Below are 22,610 nucleotides of genomic sequence, written 5' to 3'. Positions count from 1 at the left end.
GAAACCCCTGCCACAAACTTTGACAAGGGTCTTAACAATAATATCCATGTATCTAAGGCTATTATAGCATAGATTGTATCTGGAATCTCAGATAAATTTAATGTGATGATAGAATAAAGCCAGGTTAGACTTGTGGATCTATCAGGTCTTTTGGGCTAGGCCTACAATGTCCAACCTTTTTTATTCTTATCTAAAATGTTTCCGGATTTATTAGCAATTTTGAACCGTATTTTACTCAGTAGAGCCATCATTTAATTTAGACTTACCAATAAGTTCATTTACCTTTCCCATTGCTTCCTTAACACCACCGACAGCATCAATTAATCCATTTTGTACTGCATCAATACCCACCAATTTCGAACCTATATCTCTGGATAAATTACCTTTCGCAAACATGAGCTCATTAAATTTCTCTTCTTTAATATTTGAATGATTTATTACGAAGTCAACTACCCTGTCCTGCATTTTTTCCAGGTATTCGAAGGTTTGTGGTGCACCAATTACCATTCCTGTTAAACGAATCGGGTGAATAATCATGGTAGCAGTTGGAACGATATACGAATGGTTTGTAGCAACCGCTATTGGAACGCCAATTGAATGTCCACCACCTAATACGATTGATACGGTAGGCTTTGATAAAGAAGCAATCATTTCGGATATTGCAAGCCCTGCTTCAACATCACCACCAACAGTATTCAGTAAAATTACAACCCCTTCAATCTTTGGGTTTTGTTCAATCGCAATTAATTGTGGAATGATATGTTCGTATTTAGTTGTTTTATTTTGTGGTGGCAATTGAACGTGTCCTTCCACTTGACCAATAATTGTAAGAACATGAACATTTGAATCTGGGACTTGTGGAACATTCGATTGACCTAGTTGTTGTATTTTATCCACTAAGGATGATTTGTTATCATCTTGTTGATTTTTATCTTTTTCAGTTGATGTTTCATTGTTCATATACAGACACTCCTCTTGTTTTAATCCTACTAAGAAATAGTATGAACAAATGAAGGTTTTTCTATGTACAAAAGCGCAAGCGCTCGTTTAGCGACGTATGGATTGTGCCCACGCAACGTGGGTAGTTCGATGTTGCTCATGCTTTGTGGCGGTTTTAATCGAACCTCCTTCCATTGAGATAAAGGAAACACGATAAGCGTAAGCGATTAAGGACGTTCGACTATGTCGAACTGTTATCGTAAGGAGGTAAAGGAAATCCAATAGTCGCTGGGCGCTGGAGCTGGACATGGCCCAGCATGGTTGCCAAGAAATTCAAGGTACACATTTTATATTTTCTTTACTATTAAAAAAACCACCAACAATTTGTTGGCAGCTTATAATTCCTTTACTATTTCGTTAATTACTAATTGTTCTTCTTTAGAAAGTGAAACAAGTGGTAATCGAACACCACCACAATTAATTCCTTTTTGAAGCAATGCATATTTTACCGGTGTTGGAGATGGATAAGAAAACAACCCGTTCATAACAGGAAGTAGCCTTCTGTGAAGTGCTGCGGCTTCTTTTACATTTCCTTGTTTAAATACGCGAACCATTTGTCTTAATTCCCTTCCGATTATGTGCGAAGCGACAGAAACAATTCCTTCAGCTCCAATTGAAAGCATCGGTAATGTTAACCCATCGTCACCACTATATACACTAAAATCAGTAGAAGTGTTTTCAATGATTGTAGAAGCTTGATCTAGATCACCGCTAGCTTCTTTTACAGAAACAATATTTTCAATTTGACTAAGTTTAATAATTGTATCTGCAGTCATATTTACAACAGACCTACCAGGAATGTTATAAAGCATAACAGGTAGTTTCGTTGCATTCGCAATTTGTGAAAAATGTTGATATAGTCCCTTTTGGCTTGGTTTATTATAATATGGTGTAACCAGCATGATCGCATCAACGCCGCTTGATTCTGCTTGTTTCGTCAATGCTATTGACCCTGCTGTATTATTACTTCCTGTCCCTGCAATCACTGGTATACGTTTATTGACAATTTTCACAACGTGGGTGAATAATGCAACCTTTTCTTCTGAGGACAACGTAGGTGATTCCCCAGTTGTTCCAGCTACTACCAGCCCTTCCGTTCCATTTTTCACTAAATATTCAACTAGGTTTGTAACTTCTTTGTAGTCTATATCACCTTGCTGATTAAATGGAGTTACCATTGCCGTTAGTACGCTGCCAAAATTCATTGATCATCACCTTTTCTTTCATTAAAAATTCTACTTTATACCTTGATCAATCACTTGACTCAATTGAAATGTATCGTGCAATGCATTAACCGCACCCTTGATGTCCTTCTCGTGAATTAATACCCAAATGGTTGTATGACTGTCTGCCGATTGTAAGATTTGAATTCCCTTTTCAGTAAGTGCCTGCACGATTTTCGATGCAACACCAGGAACTCCCATCATGCCACCTCCGACAACTGATACCTTTGCACAACTCTTTGTTACTTGTGGGTGAAAACTTAAATTTGTTATGAGGTCCACTGCAGTTTGTGTATAATCCTCCGGGACGGTGAAAAGCAAACCAGTTGGAGATATACTAATAAAATCAACTGAAATACCTGCATCTGCTAGTACCTTGAAAACTTCTGAATGAAGACGATGCATTTCCTCCCTATTCGTAATTTTAATTTGGGTAATGGATGACATATGCGCAATACCTGTAATTAATTGATCCGGTATTTCTTTGATGCTTGAATTTGTCACCAATGTACCTGTTTCTGTTGAATAGGTAGAACGCACATGTAAAGGTATATTAGCTTGCATAACAAGTTCAATTGCTCTTGGATGAACTACCTTCGCACCTTGATAAGCCAAATTACAAATTTCCGTATATGTTACAATTTTTAATTGCCTGGCGGATTTTACCATTCGCGGATCCGCTGTCATGATTCCATTAACATCCGAAAAAATTTCAACTTTTTCTGCGTTAAGTGCTACCCCGATAGCGGCGGCAGTTGTGTCACTGCCACCCCTGCCAATTGTAGTAATCTCTCCTGTAGACGTTTGTCCTTGAAATCCTGCAACTACCACTACATCATAATTATCTAATTCTTCTAATAAACGGGTAGTATTCACACTTTTTATTTTAGCTTGCGTAAAATCTGAGGTCGTAATAATGCCCGCTTGACCACCTGTAAGTGCAATGGATTGTATATCGTTATTCTGCAACTCATTTGACAAAACCACACTAGCAATTGTTTCCCCACATGACATTAATAAATCGGTTTCCCGTTTCGCGTGTAATGGGGTTGACCTATCAATTAGACTTAATAACGTATCTGTTGCATAAGGATCCGGCATCCGCCCCAACGCTGAAACAACGACTACTAATTTGTAGTTCTCTTCCTTAGCATGTTTAATATGGGAAATGACCTTCGAGATACTAGCTGGTGATTGTAATGAGGTACCTCCAAATTTTTGAACTAAAATTGCCATTAAAATACCCCCACTTTACAACCTTTTATTTTTTATTAATCGCTGTGCGATTTGTCTATATGTTTCTGAGAGCATTCTTAATCTTTACCGTCATTATTTTGGTAGGGAATAATAACCGGCTGAATTTGTTCAAACAGCAAGGCGGATTCAATGGTATCAGCTAGCAAATCCATATGTGCCACGAGTGAATTTGGCTTTTTAAAAGGATCATCCTGCCCATAAGGAATGAAGTAAATATATTTACTAGCCATTAACCGCATTAGATTAACTCCATTAAGTCCTAATGCATCATTTGTGGAAATACCTAGTACTACTGGTTTCCCGTTTCTCATCGTTGCTTTTGCTGCCATTAATACTGGGGAATCTGTAAGTGCATTCGCAAATTTACTCATTGAATTACCTGTTAGTGGAGCAATAACCATACAGTCTAGTGGTTCCTTTGGTCCTAGTGGTTCGGCTTCTGGCATTGTGGAAATTACCCGCTTACCAGTTATGGATTCGATTTTTTCAATATGGTCCTCAGCCTTACCAAACTTTGTATCTGTACTTCGAACCGTATACGTTACAATTGGTACAACCTCTGCTTTCTCTTTCATTAATCTCTCAAGTTGCGGAAAAACTTGATCATATGTGCAGTGTGAACCTGTAATTCCAAATCCAATTCGTTTACCCTCTAAGGTCATTCTGTTTCCTCCTTGCTAGTAATAAACTGTTTAATTACATCTGCTAAAATTCTACCTGCTGTTTTAGGTGCAACAATACTAGGTAAACTTTTAGCCAAGATTGCTTGAATTCCCCGTTGCTTTGCATATTCAAAGTCAGTTCCACCTGGTTTAGATGCTAGATCAATGATTAATCCATGTGATGGTAAATATTGAATAGACTCTTTCGTAATTACACGGGTAGGTATGGTATTAATTAATATGTCACAATCAACCGTATTACTGGAAAGTTGATTGAATGGAATGGCTTGAAACCCCATCTCAGTAATACGTGCCAAGTCTTCAGTTTTTCTAGCACACACCGAAACCTTCGCACCAAGGGCAGAGAATTTATTAGCAATTGTTTTACCTACTCGACCATAACCAACTACAAGAACATTCGAGGAATGGATTGTAAAATCAGTATGTTCAATTACCATCATGATTGTTCCTTCAGCGGTTGGAATAGAGTTATAAACTGCAATATCATCTCTGTCAAATAACTTAACTAACCGGCGATTCGCATCAGAAGTAATAGATGTTAAATAATCATTTGCGATTCCAGTAAAAATTGAAACCGTACTTTTTAATTGCTGAACCCATTCTTTTGTTAAGTGAATCGGTTGGTCAGAAAAAACAGGATTAATCATCCCATCCTGGTCTGTTCCTGTGACAGGTAGAATAACCATATCTAATTGATCCGGCTCTAATTCAGAAAACTCCATTTGCTTTAACCCGGTGTAACCTTGGTCTAATTTATCAAATCCGATTAAGCAAATAGTGGTATTGTCGAGTTGTTGTAATTGCCGTATTAATTCGATATATCTGGCATCCCCACCTATTACAGCTATTAAATAACCCATATGCGTTATGCACTCCTTGCTATACAAAATCCTTTTTTGAAATCATTTCCTTATAGCTTATGTGTTTCACTGAGGTAAGTGAGTAATAGAAAAGAGAAAAATAAAAAAAGGCTAGTATCTCTAGATACTAGCCAGCAGTTAGTTTCCTTACATATTAAGGTTCTTACTCGGTTTCAATCATAATCATATCCTCTCCGATTTTTTTTATTGATTTCCAATGAATTTTCGTTTCTGCACCTTCTTTTTTTAAGCCAAACCATTTGTAGTTGGGAATAATGAATGATCTGATTTGACCCGTTTTTTCATCAATTTCTAAATCGGTTGCACCTAGAACACCGAGCCTCGAACCATGGCTAACATTAACAATTTCTTTCCCACTTATATCTTTATAACGCATCCTACTCACCTCATTTTAATAAAATGAACGTATTATAAATATATGTATTAAAAAACAACCTATGTCAATGACATAGGTTGTTTATCGTTATTAATTTGATTTTGGAGCGATTAGAGCTGTCGATGATTTTGATTTAAAAATAGTTTCGATTACAGTTTGAATCGTTCCATGATCAACAGCATCAATTTCTTTTATCATGTCATCCATTGTACGATGGCGTTTAAGCATTAACTCATTTCTTCCATTTCTGCTCATACGACTATTCGTACTTTCAAGGCTTAACATTAAATTCCCTTTCAATTGTTCTTTACTATTTGTTAATTCCTTGTCAGTAAGTCCGTTTGAAATAAGTTCGTTTACGGTACTTGAAATCGTTTCCCGTAATAATGGCAGCTGCTCATTACCTGTACCAGCATATATCGTCAGAAGTCCATTATCTAAGAAAGATGAATGATAGGAAAACACTGCGTATGCTAAACCTTTTTGCTCCCTGACATCCTGAAATAGTCGTGAACTCATACTTCCGCCCAACACATTGTTCATAATGACTAAACTATATGTAAGTTCATCGCCAACTGGCAATCCATCATACCCGATACATAAATGTGCTTGTTCAGTCTCTTTATTACGTTCCATGTTATTTGCATGAAATACAGGTTTTACTAAAGACTCATGTTTTTTATTCGATTCAAAATTCCCAAAAAGTGATTCTACTTTACTAATAAAGGGCTCATCCACGTTCCCTGCTACTGACACTACCACATTATCCGGTGTATAACGATCAGCTATATAACCTCTTAGTGTATCAGGGTTAAAAGATTTTAAATGGTTTTCCGTTCCTAGGATTGGATAGCCTAGTGGATGATCGCCATACGATGCACGTGATAAAAGATCGTGAACTATATCATCCGGTGTATCCTCATACATTTTAATTTCTTCTAATACAACCTTTTTCTCTCGTTCCATTTCCTCTTCATCAAAAGAAGAATTGAAGAACATGTCAGACAGAATCTCTAGCGCATATTCTTTATGATTATCTAAAACCTTTGCATAAAAACAAGTATATTCTTTCGAGGTGAATGCATTTACCTGACCACCAATAGCATCAAAAGCTTCAGCGATATCTTTTGCCGAACGGGTCTCAGTTCCTTTAAAAAACATATGCTCAAGGAAGTGAGAAATTCCATTATTCTTATCCGTTTCATTTCGCGATCCGGTTAGTACCCAGACACCAATTGTTACTGATCTTACAGCAGGAACTTTTTCCTGTACAATACGCAAACCATTTTTACATGTATGTTTTTCAATCACTGGTGTGTCCTCCTACTTTTACGTTAAGTTGTTATTTCTAATTTAAACGATCCTCAGAAAGTAACTTTTCAACTGTACCTAATTGATAATTTTTTTCTTTTATTGAAGTAATTAAGTCTTCCAATCCACGCACCACAGCTTCAGTAGGATGCATCAAAATCATTGCACCTGGATGAAGTTTAGGCGTTACTCGATTTATCATAACAGATACGGATGGATTCTTCCAATCGATGGTATCTATACTCCACAAAATAGTTTCCATGTTATAACTGTCAGCTACTTTTACAACCTGATCAGTAAAACTTCCACTTGGTGGTGCGAACAGTGACGGCTTCTCACCTGTAACAGCCTGAATTGTATCATTCGTATTTTTTAGCTGTTCCATTATTTCCTGTTCCGATATACGGGACATATCAGGGTGGTTGTATGCATGATTACCAATTACATGCCCTTGTTCTGCTATCATTTGAACATACTCAGCATTATTCTTCGCCCATTTCCCCTCAATAAAAAATGTCGCCTTTACATGGTTTTCTTTTAATATGTTTAAAATTGTTGGTATGTATTCCGTTCCCCACGAAACATTAATCATTAAAGCAGCCATTCTCTTATTTGGATTTCCACGGTAAATTGGCGCCGGTGGTAAATCGTTTAATGAAACAGTTGGTTTAATTTCATCGAATACAAGCAACTTTTTATTAAAAACCCCATCTTTTTTCATTTTTTTATAGGATTTATCTATATCTACAGCCCTACCATTTAAACCGGGAATCTTTTTCCACACTTTATCGATTACAGCGTTCTGGGGTGGAATTTTATAAGCAGAACTTTTGTCAGTAATTTCGTTGTACAATGGATCCTTTTCCTTCATTGTATACTGTATATCAGAGAATGTAGTCATTCTTTTTGGATTAATAGGATTGGATAGATGATTAAATGAAAGAACAACTAAAAAGAAAAAAACAAACGCCTGGATAATCCATCTATACATACGTACTCATCCCCCCTTCTCCATTCAATAATATGAAAGAAAAGGACAAGATATGACTACGAAATGCGGAGGCGACTGGTCAGAAGCGGACGCATAAGCAAGGAACCGAAGAACACAAGGGTTTTAGCGTTCAGAGTGTTCATTGCTTATGACGGCAGCTTCTAGGAGCCGCAGCTGGACAATAGAAAAGTGGAGTAGGATTGCTCAGCGACGACAAGCATAGTCAAGAGACCGTAGAGCACACGACCTTTTGTGCTCGGAGTGTCTATTGACTATGTCTCGAGTCGCTAGCCTACGGAACTAGACAATAGAAATGCGGAGGCGACTGTTCAGCGACGTACGAATAGATAGGCCCGTGTAAAGTGCGTTGACCTTTACGTACTTGCAACGGGACTAACTATTTGCTAGTCGCTAGGAGCCGCAGCTGGACATAGAAAAGTGTAGGCGACTGGTCAGAAGCGGACGCATAAGCAAGGGATGGATGAAGGCAATAAAAAAAGAAACTGGTTTTCCAGCCTCTTCATTCATTGTTACTACTTTTATTTTGATTGCTCACTTTTTTCCTTTTGTTCGACAAGTACAGCTTTTCTTGAAAGGTTAACTCTTCCTTGATGATCAACCTCTTTAACCTTAACCATGATCTCATCACCAATGGAAACTACATCTTCGACTTTGTTTGTGCGTTCTTCAGCAAGCTCGGAAATATGAACTAAGCCATCTTTTCCTTTGAAGATCTCTACGAAAGCACCAAACTTTTCAATACGTTTAACTGTACCTAGATATAATTGACCCACTTCAACTTCACGTACCAAATCTTCTATAATCTTCTTCGCCTTTTCATTCATTGTTGAATCAGTCGAAGAAATAAATACGCTACCGTCTTGTTCAATATCAATTTTAACGCCGGTTTCTTCAATGATTTTATTGATTTGCTTTCCACTTGGACCAATAACATCACGGATTTTATCAGGCTTAATGGACATTGTTAAAATCTTAGGAGCATACTCGGAAAGCTCAGTTTTAGGCGTATCTATTGTTTCAAGCATATGACCTAAAATGTGTTGTCTTCCGTGTTTAGCTTGTGTAAGTGCTTCCTCTAAAATTTCCCTTGACAAACCATCAATTTTAATATCCATTTGTAATGCTGTTACACCTTTACTTGTACCAGCTACTTTAAAGTCCATATCACCTAAAGCATCTTCCATACCTTGAATATCCGTTAAGATTGTATAGTCATCTCCAGATTTCACAAGTCCCATTGCAATTCCAGCTACGGGTGCTTTAATCGGTACACCTGCGTGCATCATTGCTAATGTACTAGCACATATACTTGCTTGTGATGTTGATCCATTTGATTCTAATACTTCCGATACAAGTCTAATTGTATATGGGAAATCAGTTTCTGATGGTATAACCTTCTCAAGCGCGCGTTCCCCTAATGCACCGTGACCAATTTCGCGACGACCAGGTCCACGAATAGGCCCAGTTTCTCCCACACTATATTGAGGGAAATTGTAATGATGCATAAATCGTTTCGATTCTTCCAAATCTAATCCATCAAGAATTTGAACGTCTCCCAATGCACCTAATGTACAAATACTTAATGCTTGGGTTTGTCCACGAGTAAATAGACCTGATCCATGGGTTCTTGGTAAAACACCAATACGTGATGTAAGTGGGCGAATTTCATCAGGCTTACGGCCATCAGGACGAATTTTTTCTTTTGTAATTAAACGACGAACCTCATCCTTAACCATCTTATCAAGAATAGATTTCACTTGTTTAATATCGCTATCTTCTACCTCTTCGTAAGCTTCCACAACTTCAGCTTTTACTTCTTCAATTGCCTGTTCACGAGCATGTTTTTCATGAACTTGAATAGCTGAAACTAGTTTATCCTTTGACTCACTTTCAATTTTAGCAAGTAAGTCTTGATCCAGTTCAAATAATTTAACATCTGTTTTTTCTTTGGAAACAGCCGCAACAATTTCTTCCTGGAATGCAACAAGGCGCTTTATTTCTTCGTGTCCAAACATGATTGCTTCAAGCATTATTTCTTCAGGAACCTCATTTGCACCTGCTTCAACCATGTTAATTGCATCCTTAGTTCCAGCAACTGTGAGCTCAATATCACTTTTCGCTTGCTGCTCGATACTTGGATTGATGACAAACTCACCATCAACTTGTCCAACAACAACTCCGGCGATAGGGCCACTAAATGGAATATCCGATATGCATAGTGCAATAGAGGAACCGATCATTGCTGCCATTTCTGACGTACAATCTTGGTCAACACTCATTACAGTACTGATAACTTGGACTTCATTTCTGAAGCCATCTGGAAATAACGGTCGAATTGGGCGGTCAATCAAACGAGATGCAAGAATAGCCTTCTCACTTGGACGTCCTTCACGTTTAATAAAGCCACCAGGTATTTTACCTACAGCATATAAACGTTCTTCATAGTTAACCGTTAATGGAAAAAAAGGTAAGTCCTTAGGATTCTTCGATGCTGTTGCAGCAGTTAATACTGATGTATCACCATATTGAATCATACAAGCTCCATTCGCTTGTTTTGCAAGTTCTCCAATTTCTACTGTAAATTTATTACCAGCAATTTCAGTGGAGAATAATTGTTTTTCTGCCATTAGATTGAGTACTCCTTTCAAAAGCTACTATAGTACATTTTATCGATAAAATGTTCGTATGTAAATAATAAAAGCGGAACGGGCTTACTTAGCGATAAAAAGCATAATCAAGAGCGCGTAGGACCGTAGTCTTAAGGCTCAGTTTGTCTAGTAATTATGTCTCTATTCATTAGCTCACAAAACTAGACAAATGAATATAAAAAAAGCAGGATTTCTCCCGCTTTTTAAATAAATTATCGACGTAAACCAAGTCTTTTAATTAGTTCGCGATAACGAGTAACATCATTATTACGTAGATAGTTAAGTAAGTTACGACGCTTACCAACCATTTTCAATAAACCACGACGTGAGTGGTGATCTTTTTTGTGTGTACGTAAATGATCATTTAATGTTGTGATTTCAGCAGTAAGTACAGCAATTTGTACTTCTGGAGATCCCGTATCATTTTCATGAACCTTATATTCATTAATGATTTCATTCTTACGATCTTTTGTGATAGCCATTAGGTTCACCTCCTATTATAATTTCATAGCCCCAATTCCCTAGCAAACGTCGGAGTGTCGTTTTGCCAAGCAATGGTTTTACGTTGTTAAGCGTACATCTAATTTAACAAAATTGCAAGTGATACTATAAAATTAAATGATTAAAATTAACTGGAAAAGTACTTTCTAACTTCTTTTTCATCATTTTTAATCGCTTCGATTAGGTCATTAACCCCGTCAAATTTCTTCTCTTCACGAATGTAGGTACACCATTCAATTTGTAATTCTTCACCATATAGGTCATTAGAGTAGTCAAAGATATTAACCTCTAATGTTGGCTTTGTTTCGCCATCCTTAAATGTTGGGTTTAGCCCTAAATTAGCCATGCCTTCATATTCCTCACCTTTATAGATAACTTTAACTGCATAAATACCAATTTTCGGTAGTAAAAAGTCAGGATTGATCTTAAAGTTTGCAGTGGGAAAGCCGATTTCGCGCCCACGCTTATCTCCATCTATGACAGTTCCATACACCGAGAGGTTCCTGCCAAGGTATTCATTTACCTTGGCAACATTTCCTTCTGATAAAAGAGATCGAATTTTAGTGGAACTAACTTTTTCATCATCTAGCTCAATTTTATCTATCGTAGTATGATCAAATGCATTCCTAGAATGTGATTGAATCATATTCATGTTTCCTTCACCTTTATGACCATATGTAAAATCAAATCCAGCAACAAGATGCTGAATGTTTAACCCAATGATAAAATGATCAATAAACTCCTGGGGGCTCAGGGATGCAAGTTCCTTAGAAAATGTAATAATATATAGTCTGTCAACATCCATTTGTTGTAAAATTTCTTGTTTTTCCCGAATTGGTGTAATGTACTGTACATGTACTTTTTCTTTTTTTAATATAACCGATGGATGTGGATGGAATGTGATAACTGCACTTTCCATATTGGATTCCTTCGCTTTCGTTACAGCAGTCTGAATTACTTTTTGATGCCCTCTATGTATGCCATCGAAGAATCCAATTGCAGCAACCGTTTTTGGAAGTTCCTCTAGTACTAACGTGTGTGGATATGTTAACTCAATGGTTCTCATTATTTTCACCTACACTTTTCTATATCAACTATGAAAAACTCGAACTGGCTTAATTTGATCCTTGTTGTCAGGATGTATTTGGTAGATCGCTAGTATTTCCTTTTGATATAAAATAATAAATGGATTTGTTTTTAAGTTTATCATAGGTCTTGTAAGTTTTTGGCCAAAAAGAACTTTCTTACAAGTTTCCGCATCAACTTCATAGTGATCCAAGTGTGATAAACCTCTAATTATTGGTAATAACAAATCTGTCTGTTCCTGTAATTCAACTTTTTCTTCTATTTGCTCAAAGGTGACAGTTTCTTCCTTCGTAAAGGAGCCTGTTTCCATTCTAACCAAATCTGACATGTGTGCAGGATAACCAAGCGATTGACCAATATCAACACATAATGTTCGAATATATGTCCCTTTTGAACACACAATTTTTAGTTTGATACGGTTTTCATTTATCCCTAAAAATTGTAATTGATGAATACTTACTTCCCTTTTTGGCCGTTCGACGGCTTCATTAGCGCGCGCATATTCATATAATTTTTTCCCATTAACTTTTACAGCAGAATACATGGGTGGGGTTTGAATAATTTGTCCTCTAAATTTGTTTAATACCGTCTCTATTTCTTCAAGTGAAGGTATATGCTTAAATTCTTTATTATCCATAACTTTACCATGTGCGTCTTCTGTGTCAGTTGACGTTCCCAACGAAAGCTCTGCTATGTATACTTTTTTAGTTTCAGTTAAATAAGGTACAATTTTTGTGGCCTGTCCTATACAGATTGGAAGAACTCCTTCTACCTCTGGATCAAGTGTTCCTGTATGCCCAACCTTTTTTGTTCGGAATAATCTACGGATTTTTGCTACACAATCATGTGATGTCATTCCTCTAGGCTTCCATAATGGTAAGATGCCATTCATTGAAATTGCCTCCCTATCATTGAAAAACTCCGCTATATTACAAGGAAAAATCTGACCCTGCATTTATTTATTACAGGCGTCAGATCTCCATATTGTCATCGTTACTTTTTATTTAAATCACGTAAAATAGTTTCAATTCGGTTACCATATTCTAGAGCTTCATCAAATTCAAAAACAAGTTCTGGTGTTTTACGTAATCGAATTCTTTGACCAATTTCTGACCGGATGAATCCTTTCGCTTTTGCCAGACCAACTAATGTGTCATGTTTTTGCTTTTCGTCTCCTAATACAGAAATGAAAATTTTTGCTTGTTGCAAATCACCTGTAACCTCAACATCCGTAACAGTAACAAAACCTACTCGTGGATCTTTAAGTTTCCGGCTAATAATTTCACCGAGTTCCTTTTTCATTTGTTCTGCAATACGGTTCGCACGCACTTCACTCATTACAGTCACCTCTTAATTTGAAACGCTACATATATCTCTTTCATAGCGATAATCAACGTTCCTTATACTGTACTTTTCTTAAGTGTAAAACAATTAAATTCTTTCAACTTGCGTAATGGTACGTTCTAATTCGGAGTATTCGTCCATCACACGGAATACCTCCTGGATAACTTGTTCTGCATGTGTATGACTAGTAGAAATAGTAACAATCCCGAATTTCGTTCGTTGCCACAAATCATGATAATCAAGTTCTGTAATGGCTACGTTAAAATCTTTTCTCAATTTATTCATAATTCTTTTCAGAACAGAACGTTTATCCTTCAATGAATGCGTGTTGTACAACATACACTCTACTTCCGCAATTAAGATCATTTGCGTTCAATTTCTTGCATGACGTAGGCTTCAATTACATCGCCTTCTTTAATATCGTTAAAGTTTTTGACAGTAATACCACATTCATAACCTTGTGCCACCTCTTTGGCATCATCTTTAAAACGTTTTAACGTATCAAGTTCACCTTCGAATTGCACAATACCATCACGAATGACACGCACGCCCGAATTACGGGTCAATTTACCCTCTGTTACATAACTTCCAGCAATTGTTCCAATTTTCGACACCTTGAAGATCTCACGTACTTCTGCTTGCCCAATAACTTTTTCTTCGTATTCTGGATCAAGCATACCTTTCATTGCAGATTCTACTTCTTCAATCGCGTTATAAATAACCCGATGTAGGCGAACCTCTACTTTTTCAGAGTCTGCGGTCTTTTTAGCATTAACATCAGGGCGCACGTTAAAGCCAATTACAATCGCATTAGATGCAGATGCAAGAATGATATCGGATTCTGTTATTGCTCCAACACCTGTATGAATGATTTTAATTTTAACACCCTCAACCTCAATTTTTCGAAGTGAGGCCGCTAATGCTTCAACAGAGCCTTGGACGTCTGCTTTGATGATAATATTAATTTCTTTCATTTGTCCTTGCTTAATTTGTTCAAATAAATCATCTAAACTAACTTTTGATTGCTCTCCGCGATTTTCTTGAATGTGTTTTTGCTGACGAGCTTCACCAATTTGACGTGACTTTTTCTCATCATCAAATACTAGGAACTGGTCACCCGCTAGTGGAACATCATTTAATCCGGTTACCTCTACAGGAGTTGAAGGACCTGCTTCCTTAACACGTTTACCAAGGTCACTTACCATTGCACGAATTCGTCCAAAGGTATTTCCAACTACAATGGAATCCCCAACTCGTAATGTACCATTTTGAACTAGTAACGTTGAGACTGGACCTCGACCTTTATCAAGTTGAGCGTCGATAACTGTACCAAATGCATTTGATTTAGGGTTTGCTTTTAACTCTTCCACTTCAGAGACAAGCAAAATCATTTCTAGTAAATCATCAATACCTTCTCGTTTAACAGCAGAAAGATGAACAAAAATTGTATCCCCGCCCCAATCCTCTGGAACAAGTTCATACTCTGTTAACTCCTGCATAACACGATCAGGATTTGCGCCTTCTTTATCCATTTTATTTACTGCAATGATAATTGGTACTTCAGCTGCTTTCGCATGGTTAATTGCTTCAACTGTTTGTGGCATTACACCATCATCAGCAGCAACAACTAAAACAGCTATATCGGTAACTTGTGCTCCCCTAGAACGCATACTTGTAAATGCTGCGTGACCAGGTGTATCTAGAAAAGTTACTTTTTTGCCTTCATTTTCTACTTGGTAAGCACCAATGTGTTGCGTAATTCCACCTGCTTCACCTTCTGTCACCTTCGTATGACGAATGGAATCCAATAATGTAGTTTTACCATGGTCAACATGTCCCATAATCGTAACTACTGCAGGACGCTCTACTAAATCACTTTCGTTTTCTTCTTGTATATATTTATCAAAATTAGTATCTTCTAAAATAATTTCCTTTTCAACCGCAACACCAAAATCTTCACAGATCATTTCAACAGTATCATCATCAAGATTCTGATTTTTGGTAGCCATTACACCAAGACCCATTAACTTTTTGATGATCTCCGCTTCTTTTTTATACAATTTTGATGCAAGCTCACTTACAGTTAATGTTTCACTATACTTAATCTCTTTAGGCATTTCTTTTACAGCTGGTTGTTGCTTTTGAGCTGTTTTGTTGTAATTGCCTTTTTTATTACGTTGCTTATTTGGTTGATTTCTGTTATTTCTTTGATTTGGTTGATTGTTTGAAGGTTTCCCTCTATTTTCTTGCTTTTTCACATTTTTATTCTCAGGTTTTTTATTGGTATTAGATGAGTTTGATTGTTGTTTAGGTTTAAACTTATCATCTAGCTTACCTTTTATATCATCTGAAATAGTAGACATGTGGTTAGAAACTTCTACATTTAAATCCTTTAACTTTTGAATGACATCTTTGCTTGTCGTATTTTTTTCTTTTGCATATTCATATACGCGCATTTTAGTCATACGTTCACCCCCGAATAGAATTATCGAGTAACGACTTTATCTTAGTGGCAAAACCTGCATCTAAAATTGCAATTGCTACTCTTTCTGATTTACCAATAGCATTTGACAATGTCTCTTTGTCATCTACTACTCGTAAAGGTATTTCATATGTTTTACATTTGTCCGTGATTTTTTTTCTTGTTTGTGGGCCAGTATCGCTAGCCAATAAAACAAGTTTCGCCCGTTGCTTTCTTATATCTTTTACTACTTCTTCACCTAATGAACATTTTCTAGCCCTGACAGCCAGACCAATCATATTCAAATAATTACTTTTCATTGTTTTTCCCTGAAATCACTTGCTTTAGTTCATCAAAAATGGATGCGTCAACCTGTGTATTTAAATGTCGGTTTAACACATTATTTTTTTCAGCCTTTTCAATTACGGTTATATCTCTTGATAAATATGCACCACGGCCATTTTTCTTTCCGGTTTCATCCACGAAAACCTCTCCATCTTTATTTCGCACAATGCGGATCAATTCTTTTTTGGATTTCATCTCATTTGTTACAATACATTTTCTCTGAGGAATTTTTCTTGTTTGTGCCATTAGACATCCTCCTTATTCAAACAGGTCTTCTTCATCATCGTCAGAATAAGTACTGCTCTCATCAGTAGATTGGTTCAATAACCCTTCTTCAAGTGCTTCAGATTCACTCTTTATGTCAATCTTCCAACCAGTGAGTTTTGCAGCCAAACGAGCGTTTTGTCCTCGCTTACCAATTGCAAGTGATAGTTGATAGTCAGGAACAACAACCGTTGTAGCTTTTGCTTCCTCATCTACAAGCACTTCGACTACCTTTGAAGGACTCAGCGCATTTGAAACATAAACTACAGGATCTTCTGACCATTCTACAACATCAATTTTTTCACCCTTTAGTTCATTTACAATCGCTTGTACACGTTGTCCTCTTTGACCTACACACGAGCCAACAGGATCTACTTCCGGATCACCGGCATATACAGAGATTTTAGAACGATCTCCTGCTTCACGTGCAACTGACCTAATCTCAACTGTACCATCATAAATTTCAGGTACTTCCATTTCAAATAAACGCTTTAATAAACCAGGGTGCGATCTGGAAATATAGATTTGCGGCCCTTTGCTTGTATTTTCCACTTTTGTAACAAAAACTTTTAAGCGATCATGAACATGGTATTCTTCAACAGACATTTGTTCTGCCTCAGGCAATTTCGCTTCAACTTTACCCAGATTCACATATACAAACCGTGGATCCAAGCGTTGAATAATTCCCGTCATTACATCTTCTTCCCGATCTGCATATTCACTAAAGATTACACCACGTTCAGCTTCACGCACTCGTTGCGTAACTACCTGTTTTGCAGCTTGAGCAGCAATTCTTCCAAAATCCTTTGGAGTTACCTCAATTTCAATAACATCCTCTACAGCATAGTTAGGATCTATTTGTTTTGCTTCTTCTAAAGAGATTTCTTCTTGTATATCTTCAACTTCCTCTACAACTGCTTTTCTTGAAAATACACGCATGGTTCCAGCATTTTCATCCAAATCAACACGAACGTTTGATGCAGACTTAAAGTTTTTCTTATAAGCAGAAATCAAAGCTGCTTCTAATGCTTCTAATAGAACCTCTTTATTAATACCTTTTTCTTTTTCTAAATAATCAATCGCGTCAAACAACTGACTGCTCACTATTCTTTTCCCCCTTTATAACGTGACTGCTATTCTTGCTTTAGCAATTTTATTAAACGGAATTTCAACGACTTTCTTTCTTGTTTTTATTTTGTATTCTATACTTGCAATATTATCGGTGAAATCGATTAAGATTCCTTCATACTCTTTACCGCCGTCAATTGGTTCATATAGCTTGACAAAAACATTTTTATTTACATTTTTCACAAAATCACTTTCTGTTTTAAGAGGTCTTTCTACGCCTGGTGATGAAACTTCAAGAAAATAAGCATCTGTGATTGGATCTGTTTCGTCTAACTTTTCACTAAGCTTTTCCGAAACGTCTCCACATTCTGCTATATCAATCCCACCTTCTTTATCGATATAGATACGTAGAAACCAGTTTTTACCTTCTTTAACATATTCAATATCGACTAATTCCAGATTTTTTTCCTCCAGGATCGGTTGCAACAAGTTTTCTGCATTTATAATCACTTGGGAACTCAAAACAATCCTCCTCTATTCAGTTGTAGTTATTTCTTATTATGAACAAAACTACCAATTTTCATTTCAAGCCCTTATGTTTTTTCAAAATAAACCCCCTGCCGGTTAATGAGGCAAGGGGATTTCTTAAAAGCGGGCTGGTAGTATGAAGAAAGAGTGGGGATCTCCCACTCTTTTAACCGTTCGTATCATTTCTTACCAATAAAACTATATCACACTTCTACACTTTAAGCAAGATACACGTGATTGAGTATAGGTTTCTAGAATAAAGACAACTGGTTTTTTTCTGCCATGCCTTCTAAACAGCCATGGTTATCCAAGTACTCTAATACAGTCTTTGATATCTTACTTCGTTCCCGGAGATCCTCTTTGGATAGGAATTCTCCTTCCGAACGAGCTTTTACGATGTTTAGCGCCGCGTTGGTACCAAGTCCATCTACTGCGTTAAAAGGTGGTATTAGACTATCACCATCGACAATAAATTCAGTTGCACTTGATTTATACAAGTCAACCCGCTGAAGATTCAATCCTCGTTCATTCATTTCCAAAGCTATTTCCAATACAGTCATTAAACTTTTTTCTTTTGGACTTGCATCATTTCCTTTTATTGCGATTCCTTCTACCCGCGTACGAATGGCACTAGATCCTTTGACCATTGTATCCAAATCAAAATCACCAGCTCGCACGGTAAAGTATGCGGCATAAAAGAAAACTGGATAATGGACCTTGAAATAGGCTATACGAACTGCCATCAGTACATATGCTGCCGCATGTGCTTTCGGAAACATATACTTAATTTTTTTACATGATTCAATGTACCAATCAGGTACATCATGTTTCTTCATTTCTGTAATCCATTCATCTTGTAAACCTTTACCCTTACGAACAAACTCCATTATTTTAAATGCTAGTGATGCATCTAAGCCCTTATGCATCAAGTAAACCATAATATCATCCCGACACCCAATAACGTCAGGAAGTGTACAGATTCCGTCGTTTATTAGCTCTTGTGCATTTCCTAGCCAAACATCTGTACCGTGGGACAGTCCTGAAATAATGACAAGCTCTGCAAATGTTTTCGGTTTAGTATCTTCTAGCATTTGTCTAACAAATTTTGTACCGAATTCAGGCACGCCTAATGTTCCAGTTTTACAATTGATTTGTTCTTCCGAAACACCGATTGACTCTGTACCAGAAAATAATTTCATAACCCCTTCGTCATCCGTCGGAATTGTTTTTGGATCAATTCCACTTAAATCCTGAAGCATACGTATAACAGTTGGATCATCGTGCCCAAGTATATCTAGCTTCAACAAGTTATCATGAATGGAATGAAAATCAAAATGTGTCGTTTTCCATTCACTATTCCGATCATCTGCCGGAAATTGAATTGGTGTGAAATCGAATATTTCTTTATCATCAGGTACAACAATAATTCCGCCAGGGTGTTGTCCTGTGGTACGTTTTACCCCAGTACATCCCTGAACTAATCGGTCTACTTCTGCATTTTTATAGACTAACTGTTTATCAGATGCGTAACCTTTAACATATCCATAAGCTGTTTTCTCGGCAATCGTACCAATCGTTCCCGCACGATATACATTGTCTTCTCCAAATAATTCTTTCGTATAATTGTGTGCTTTAGGTTGGTACGCACCAGAGAAGTTCAAATCAATATCGGGAACCTTATCTCCCTTAAAGCCCAAAAATGTTTCAAATGGAATATCCTGACCGTCTTTATTTAATTCTGCTTCGCAATTCGGACAGGATTTATCAGAAAGGTCAAATCCACTACCGGCCGAACCATCTGTAATAAACTCATAATAATGGCATTCCTCGCAGACATAATGTGGTGGTAAAGGATTTACTTCTGTTATTTCCGTCATGGTTGCGACAAAGGATGAACCTACTGAACCCCTTGAGCCAACTAAATATCCATCAATTAATGATTTCTTAACTAGTTTATGGGATATCAGATAAATAACAGCAAATCCATGTCCGATAATGCTACTTAATTCTTTTTCAAGACGTTCCACCACTATTTCTGGCAGCTCTTTTCCGTAAATCAATTTAGCCCGGTTATAGCTTAAATCTCGGATTTCTTGATCTGCCCCTTCAATCGTAGGCGTATATAAACCATCTTTTACTGGTGATAACTCTTCAATAGAATCTGCTAATTTGTTTGAATTCGTAACAACAATTTCTTGTTTCGTTTCGTCGTTTAAAAAATGAAAACTGTCCACCATTTCATTCGTCGTTCTAAATGGCGTATCCGGTAAAGTCTGTCTTGCTAAAGGATTACCATTTTGTGAAGAAATCAATATCTGTCTATATAGTTTCTCATGTTCATTAACATAATGAACATTCCCTGTTGCTACTACTAATTTGTCCATCCGTTTTCCCATATCAACTAAATTTGAAATGATATCGAAAATTTGCGCTTCGTTCTGCACCAATTCTTTTTCAATCAGATGAGCGTAATTAGCAGGTGGTTGAACTTCAATATAATCATAGAATTCAGCAACTTTCTCAGCTTCCTCTTTTGATTTTTGCATCATCGTTTCAAACACTTCACCTTTATCACATGCTGAACCTACCAAAATTCCTTCACGTAGCTTTTGTAGCTTTGATCTAGGGATTCTAGGAACCCGATAAAAATAATCAATATGTGCATGGGAAACCAATTTATAAATGTTTTTTAATCCTTCTTGGTTTTTAGCGAGTAATATACAATGTTGTGGTCGTGATCGTTGGTATGCATTTCCTTCACCCATATGTTTATTTAAATGATTGTGGTTCGTGATCTCTTTTTCCAATAACTCCTGAACCATTTTCCATAATAAATAACTTGTTGCCTCAGCGTCATATATCGCACGGTGATGCTGCGTGAGTTCAATATCCAGTTTTTTACAAAGTGTATTTAAACGGTGATTCTTTAACTCAGGAAATAAAAAACGTGCTAGTTCAAGTGTATCTATAACAGGATTTGATGCTTTATCTTGATTTATTTTTTTATAACCTTCATTTAAAAACCCCATGTCAAAGCTTGCATTATGTGCGACTAAAATATCGTTTTGTGCCCATTCTTTAAAGTCATTTAATACATCACCAATTTCTGGTGCATTCTGAACCATATCATCTGTGATCCCAGTTAAATTAACCGTAGTTTCAGATAATGGGTGATGTGGATTAGCAAACGATTCAAAACGGTCAATTATCTCTCCGTTTTTTATTTTAACACCGGCAAGCTCTATAATCGTATCGTAAACAGCTGATAATCCAGTAGTTTCCACGTCAAAAACAACATATGTTGCGTCTTCTAACTTAATGTCAATTTCGTTGTATGCGATGGGGACACCGTCATCTACTAAATTTGCTTCCACCCCGTAAATGATTTTAATTCCATGTTTCCCCCCTGCTGCATGTGCCTCAGGGTAAGCTTGTACACCAGCATGGTCAGTAATGGCAATAGCCTTATGCCCCCATTTTGCTGCTTGTTCAACTAGTCTGCCAGGGGATACGACTGCATCCATTTGACTCATCGTTGTGTGTGCATGCAATTCTACTCGTCTATGATCTTCCGGTGCTGTATCTGCTTTAGTCTCAACTTTTACCTCCAGCATATCATTCGCCATCATTGCAAGTTCATTCGAATACATATCTGTTTGTATACTTCCCCTTGCTTTTACCCACATACCTTGTTTGAGTTGTTCAAACTTTTCTACATCCTCATCATTCTTTGAGAACATTTTTATTTGTAAGGAGTCGGTGTAATCTGTTGCCTTGGCAATTAATAAACTTCGACCAGAACGCAACTTACGAATATCAACAAAGAAAACATACCCCTGAACCGTAACACGACGTTCTTCATCCTGTATCAATTCCATCTCCATTGGTTCATCAGGAATACCGTAGCCAATTGAAAATGGCTTATTTTGTTTTTCCAAACCATTTTTCTCACGTTTTTCTTTCTCAATCACGGTTTTTAAAATGATTTCCTGGTCTTCCTTAGCTTTCTGTTTACGAAATTCCTGTAGATCTTTATCTTCCGTTTTAACATTAATCTCTAGTTGGTAGGCTTTAGCCCCCACCTTACTACAATACAACCTAAAAGCAGCTTCCAATCGTTTTCTTAATGCTGCCGCCTCCGCCTCATTTCTGGCTGTAATGGATAGCTTATTATTCTGAACGGCAGGTACTTGATTATGGATTAGCTCCTTATATGCCGGAGATATGTTTGCTATTGATTGCAAAAAGTTCTGCCAGTAATCACAGATAACTACATCGTTATTCTCATTATTTTCTGTATAAATCGTCCAATCTACTTCTGCAATTTGGCTGAATGAATCTGTTAATTTTGTTGTAAATACTTGATATACTTCGATAGGAAGCATTTTTTCAATTTGTATATGAAAATGCCATTTTTTCAATTGCTTATATACTTCAAGCCGAACTAATTGACTACTTTTAAAGTAATTTGTAATAGAATCTTCGGATAGCTGAAGCTGTTTTAACAATACGTCCATTTTTTCCGTTTTTGATAAATCCATAACTTTTCCCCCCATACAGCAGACAGACTAAATTCAAAGTTTGAAAACCCTTGCCTGATTTAGTTAGACAAGGGTTTGCTTT

The 22,610-nt window shown here is 36.9% G+C and carries 20 protein-coding genes; all 20 read right to left on the bottom strand.

Annotation, left to right across the window (positions count from 1 at the left end; translation table 11 throughout):
* Positions 1 to 231 precede the first annotated feature (231 nt).
* Positions 232 to 960: a ClpP family protease gene (locus LG329_RS00820; protein WP_404452676.1), complete on the bottom strand. Its 729-nt coding sequence runs from the start codon at positions 958 to 960 to the stop codon at positions 232 to 234.
* A gap of 374 nt (positions 961 to 1,334) precedes the next feature.
* Positions 1,335 to 2,204 carry a 4-hydroxy-tetrahydrodipicolinate synthase gene (dapA, locus tag LG329_RS00815; protein WP_404452675.1) on the bottom strand — a complete coding sequence of 290 codons (870 nt, stop codon included), beginning with the start codon at positions 2,202 to 2,204 and terminating at the stop codon, positions 1,335 to 1,337.
* A 30-nt stretch (positions 2,205 to 2,234) separates the two neighbouring features.
* The gene (gene dapG / locus LG329_RS00810; protein WP_404452674.1) at positions 2,235 to 3,458 is read right to left on the bottom strand and encodes an aspartate kinase; all 1,224 of its coding nucleotides are present in this window, start codon (positions 3,456 to 3,458) and stop codon (positions 2,235 to 2,237) included.
* 77 nt (positions 3,459 to 3,535) lie between these two features.
* Entirely contained in the window at positions 3,536 to 4,141 is a 606-nt protein-coding gene (gene dpaB / locus LG329_RS00805; protein ID WP_404452673.1) for a dipicolinate synthase subunit B, read from the bottom strand.
* A complete protein-coding gene (dpaA, locus tag LG329_RS00800) occupies positions 4,138 to 5,022 on the bottom strand; it encodes a dipicolinic acid synthetase subunit A (RefSeq protein ID WP_404452671.1) in 885 nt (294 codons plus the stop codon). The genes dpaB and dpaA overlap by 4 nt, the downstream gene beginning before the upstream one ends.
* A gap of 163 nt (positions 5,023 to 5,185) precedes the next feature.
* Complete coding sequence (locus LG329_RS00795; protein WP_404452670.1) at positions 5,186 to 5,419, bottom strand: YlmC/YmxH family sporulation protein; 234 nt, start codon at positions 5,417 to 5,419, stop codon at positions 5,186 to 5,188.
* Between the two features lie 90 nt (positions 5,420 to 5,509).
* Positions 5,510 to 6,730 carry a M16 family metallopeptidase gene (locus LG329_RS00790; RefSeq protein WP_404452669.1) on the bottom strand — a complete coding sequence of 407 codons (1,221 nt, stop codon included), beginning with the start codon at positions 6,728 to 6,730 and terminating at the stop codon, positions 5,510 to 5,512.
* Between the two features lie 37 nt (positions 6,731 to 6,767).
* Positions 6,768 to 7,721, bottom strand: coding sequence for a polysaccharide deacetylase family protein (locus tag LG329_RS00785; protein WP_404452668.1), 954 nt, complete (start codon positions 7,719 to 7,721; stop codon positions 6,768 to 6,770).
* A 539-nt stretch (positions 7,722 to 8,260) separates the two neighbouring features.
* Positions 8,261 to 10,369, bottom strand: coding sequence for a polyribonucleotide nucleotidyltransferase (locus LG329_RS00780; protein WP_404452667.1), 2,109 nt, complete (start codon positions 10,367 to 10,369; stop codon positions 8,261 to 8,263).
* A 233-nt stretch (positions 10,370 to 10,602) separates the two neighbouring features.
* The gene (gene rpsO, locus LG329_RS00775; protein ID WP_404452666.1) at positions 10,603 to 10,872 is read right to left on the bottom strand and encodes a 30S ribosomal protein S15; all 270 of its coding nucleotides are present in this window, start codon (positions 10,870 to 10,872) and stop codon (positions 10,603 to 10,605) included.
* A gap of 146 nt (positions 10,873 to 11,018) precedes the next feature.
* Entirely contained in the window at positions 11,019 to 11,957 is a 939-nt protein-coding gene (locus tag LG329_RS00770) for a bifunctional riboflavin kinase/FAD synthetase (RefSeq protein ID WP_404452665.1), read from the bottom strand.
* Positions 11,958 to 11,981: 24 nt separating this feature from the next.
* Complete coding sequence (gene truB / locus LG329_RS00765; protein ID WP_404452664.1) at positions 11,982 to 12,869, bottom strand: tRNA pseudouridine(55) synthase TruB; 888 nt, start codon at positions 12,867 to 12,869, stop codon at positions 11,982 to 11,984.
* 101 nt (positions 12,870 to 12,970) lie between these two features.
* A complete protein-coding gene (gene rbfA, locus LG329_RS00760) occupies positions 12,971 to 13,315 on the bottom strand; it encodes a 30S ribosome-binding factor RbfA (protein ID WP_404452663.1) in 345 nt (114 codons plus the stop codon).
* Positions 13,316 to 13,408: 93 nt separating this feature from the next.
* The gene (locus tag LG329_RS00755) at positions 13,409 to 13,687 is read right to left on the bottom strand and encodes a DUF503 domain-containing protein (protein ID WP_404452662.1); all 279 of its coding nucleotides are present in this window, start codon (positions 13,685 to 13,687) and stop codon (positions 13,409 to 13,411) included.
* The gene (infB, locus tag LG329_RS00750; RefSeq protein ID WP_404452661.1) at positions 13,684 to 15,786 is read right to left on the bottom strand and encodes a translation initiation factor IF-2; all 2,103 of its coding nucleotides are present in this window, start codon (positions 15,784 to 15,786) and stop codon (positions 13,684 to 13,686) included. The genes LG329_RS00755 and infB overlap by 4 nt, the downstream gene beginning before the upstream one ends.
* Before the next feature lie 4 nt (positions 15,787 to 15,790).
* Positions 15,791 to 16,102 carry a YlxQ family RNA-binding protein gene (locus LG329_RS00745; RefSeq protein ID WP_404452660.1) on the bottom strand — a complete coding sequence of 104 codons (312 nt, stop codon included), beginning with the start codon at positions 16,100 to 16,102 and terminating at the stop codon, positions 15,791 to 15,793.
* Complete coding sequence (gene rnpM / locus LG329_RS00740; protein ID WP_404452659.1) at positions 16,092 to 16,373, bottom strand: RNase P modulator RnpM; 282 nt, start codon at positions 16,371 to 16,373, stop codon at positions 16,092 to 16,094. Before rnpM ends, LG329_RS00745 begins: the two co-directional genes overlap by 11 nt.
* A 12-nt stretch (positions 16,374 to 16,385) precedes the next feature.
* Positions 16,386 to 17,495: a transcription termination factor NusA gene (nusA, locus tag LG329_RS00735; protein ID WP_404452658.1), complete on the bottom strand. Its 1,110-nt coding sequence runs from the start codon at positions 17,493 to 17,495 to the stop codon at positions 16,386 to 16,388.
* A 15-nt stretch (positions 17,496 to 17,510) separates the two neighbouring features.
* Complete coding sequence (gene rimP / locus LG329_RS00730; protein WP_404452657.1) at positions 17,511 to 17,981, bottom strand: ribosome maturation factor RimP; 471 nt, start codon at positions 17,979 to 17,981, stop codon at positions 17,511 to 17,513.
* Between the two features lie 257 nt (positions 17,982 to 18,238).
* The gene (locus tag LG329_RS00725; protein WP_404452656.1) at positions 18,239 to 22,528 is read right to left on the bottom strand and encodes a PolC-type DNA polymerase III; all 4,290 of its coding nucleotides are present in this window, start codon (positions 22,526 to 22,528) and stop codon (positions 18,239 to 18,241) included.
* Positions 22,529 to 22,610 lie beyond the last annotated feature (82 nt).

Source organism: Virgibacillus necropolis (assembly GCF_044793635.1).
Lineage (GTDB): Bacteria > Bacillota > Bacilli > Bacillales > Amphibacillaceae > Virgibacillus_F > Virgibacillus_F necropolis_A.
Note: the sequence above shows the minus strand (reverse complement) of the source record. Positions and strands in the feature narration are given on the sequence as shown.